Genomic DNA, 2644 nt, shown 5'->3' on the forward strand with positions numbered 1-2644 from the left:
GCTTCAATAATTGCTTCTCTTCCACTGGAAAGGAGTTTCCCATGCGGATCACCATCTGCAAAAGGGCTTCCAAACAGGATATTGGTAATCCCCTGCACTCCCCTTTCAGAAACCCCATCAGATTCCAGAGCAAAAGCAAAAGCCTTGTCCCCGGGCCAATTTCCTTGAGCACCTTTAAGCAAAGATCCATCATCCATCACCCGGGTATGGCACATGGCACAGGACAAATTCCCTAAATAGACTTTCCCTTTTCCACCCACGACCCACTGCGCAAAAGGCATAATGCCCTCAGGAGTCAAGGGCATATTTGTAGCTGAATAAAAATCCTTGTTCCGGACATGTTGGGTATTGATCACCGCCCCTAAAGTGTCAATGGGATAATCAAAAAGCAATTCCCCGGCCTTGATATAATCCTCCTCTGTGAGCAATTGGCTTTCATCCAATACAATCTCTGCTTCTTGTTGATACAGCCATTCCCAGTATCCCTCTGGTTCATGGTCAGGATGGTAGACAGGATAAGTTTTATAGATTACCCTTTCCGGGAGATTATAATAGAACTCCTCCGATACAGGCTGTGCGGAATAGGCTGGATTTGAATTGGGCAACTCCCAATCCTTCATAGCTTCATCCGCCCAGATGCGGGGGATATCCAAAACAGAAAAGTAGGAAGTACCTTGCTTACTCAACCCAAAAGCCAGTAGCGGTAACAACATACAGCCATATAGCCATGAGGGAAGCCTACAAAGACATTTTTGTATTTTCATTTGAATACTTTATTTTTCAATCAATTACTCAAGATACCGATTTCAATAACCCAACACAATACCCTAATCATGGTATATGAATTCAGGAAACTTTTCCAAAGTTTGAAACTTTGGAAAAGTTAAGAGTCTCTATTTCAAATCATAAAATCACCAAATTCTCAACTCCACATCTTGCTTAGCCTTGGTCTTGGATATCACTTTGTACTCAAAGCGCTGATTGGTACCAGATATAGATCCTTCAGATTCGATGACCAACAAATAGTCTTCCTCAGACCTTGGTTTATTGTATTCTTCATAGCGGGAAGCCACAGCTTTTTTTGGATTGAGTGCTTCCAATTCCGGCAGGGTAAGTACACCATCAGCCATTGCGCTTGCTAGAGGGCCGCTTTCCACAAACCAAACAGGCATATCAGAACCAGCTCCATAAGCAATGACAGGAAATGTTCCCATGGGTGCATTTGGTTCAATCAGACCTCGTCCAGATAGTGTCAAGGGACAAAAAAATCCGTTGGGAACATGGTACAGATCCAGCAAATTAAACTCAGGATCAATACATTCCACCTGCCGCATCATGGGAATTACTACCGTCCCATTTGATTCCATCAATAAAACATCAGGTCCTAAAACAGCTATTCTGGCATAAAATGGTGGTCCGGGATCATCCTTAGGGAATGCCAACTCGATAAATGCAGGATTGGCTTTCAGCTGATCATATTCCATCCGTGCTTTTTCAAGTTCTGTTAATGCTGGTTGAACATCATCATTGGCGCAAGCCAAGAACAAAAAGGATATCCCTACAAATAGTTTGATGGACAAATAATTTTTAATTCTATACATGACTTTAAGAATTTAGGTTTTAAAATATTTACCCTACAAACCTAAAGTCTGAACAATGTAATGGATAGTAAGAAAACGACATGTTGTTAAATTGTACAAAGTACCATGTACGAAGTACCAAGCTAGGCACATCTTGGTACATTGTACATCTTGTCCGCCGTGGTGGATGGTACTTGGTACAAAACCTAGAATCTTATTGCCGTCTGAAATCGCAAGGGCTTTCTTTTCAACTCCTCCTCCATCATCGTAGGGGTGATTCCGGCAAACTCCTTAAAGTCCTTGATAAAGTGCATCTGATCGTAATAACCAGCTGTATAGGCTATCTCTGACCAATTGGGGGTTTCCGACTTTTCAAAAAGTCTGTAGGCATTGGAAAACCTGATCAGTCGGGAATAAACTTTTGGCGAGAGTCCCAGTCTTTCTTTGCATTTTCTTTCGAACTGTCTCAAACTCAAACAAGCATGATCCGCCACCTGGGTAATGGGCATATGTCCTTGAAAATGGAGCATCTGCTGCAGTGCTTTATCAACAGGCAAAAGCTCCTTGACCTTGGTTAATTTCCCCAGGAGATAATTTTCTATGCATTCATTGATTTTATCCAATGACTCAATTTCTGCACATCGGTCAACCAAATCATTGATATCATTACCCATCAATTCCAACCCGTCAAAACCATCATCAAAAATCTCTTCCATAGGAATGCCAAGTAACCTAAAAAGCCCGCCTGGTCGGAAGCCTATTACTGCAACTGTATAATCCTGATTCACTGTCAACTCCATTCGGGTTACCTGTGGGCCCACTACCACAGCTTTAGGTCTTTCCTTAAATTCAGATTCATTGACTTTTTTTGCTTTGAACTTTTCTTTGATATATAAAAAAATACAATGCTGGGGGGTTGGGGGATACTGACCGACAATTGCTCCTTCCCCAGGCTCAAGAACATGATCCACCACAAAAATACTTTGGACAAAAGTTGCCAAAAGTGGATGGGGTTCGAATAATTTAAATTTGATCATTGTAAAAGCTTCAATTTAGAAACAAGA

The 2644-nt window shown here is 41.6% G+C and carries 2 protein-coding genes and 1 pseudogene; all 3 read right to left on the reverse strand.

The window, feature by feature from the left end; genetic code table 11:
* Window positions 1-764 (reverse strand): annotated as a pseudogene (locus QZT73_RS11300) (hypothetical protein); the annotation flags it as partial.
* Window positions 765-911: 147 nt separating this feature from the next.
* Complete coding sequence (locus QZT73_RS11305) at window positions 912-1601, reverse strand: hypothetical protein (RefSeq protein WP_291779580.1); 690 nt, start codon at window positions 1599-1601, stop codon at window positions 912-914.
* A gap of 185 nt (window positions 1602-1786) precedes the next feature.
* Window positions 1787-2617 (reverse strand): AraC family transcriptional regulator, encoded by an 831-nt coding sequence (locus tag QZT73_RS11310; RefSeq protein WP_291788207.1) that lies wholly within the window; start codon window positions 2615-2617, stop codon window positions 1787-1789.
* Between the last annotated feature and the right edge of the window lie 27 nt (window positions 2618-2644).

It is taken from the genome of Cecembia sp. (assembly GCF_007126775.1).
Taxonomy (GTDB): Bacteria; Bacteroidota; Bacteroidia; order Cytophagales; family Cyclobacteriaceae; genus Cecembia.

Bases quoted from the DNA above. Each gene is read 5' to 3' on its own strand.
- QZT73_RS11305 (WP_291779580.1), bottom strand. From the start codon at position 1,601: ATGTATAGAATTAAAAATTATTTGTCCATCAAACTATTTGTAGGGATA.
- QZT73_RS11310 (WP_291788207.1), bottom strand. From the start codon at position 2,617: ATGATCAAATTTAAATTATTCGAACCCCATCCACTTTTGGCAACTTTT.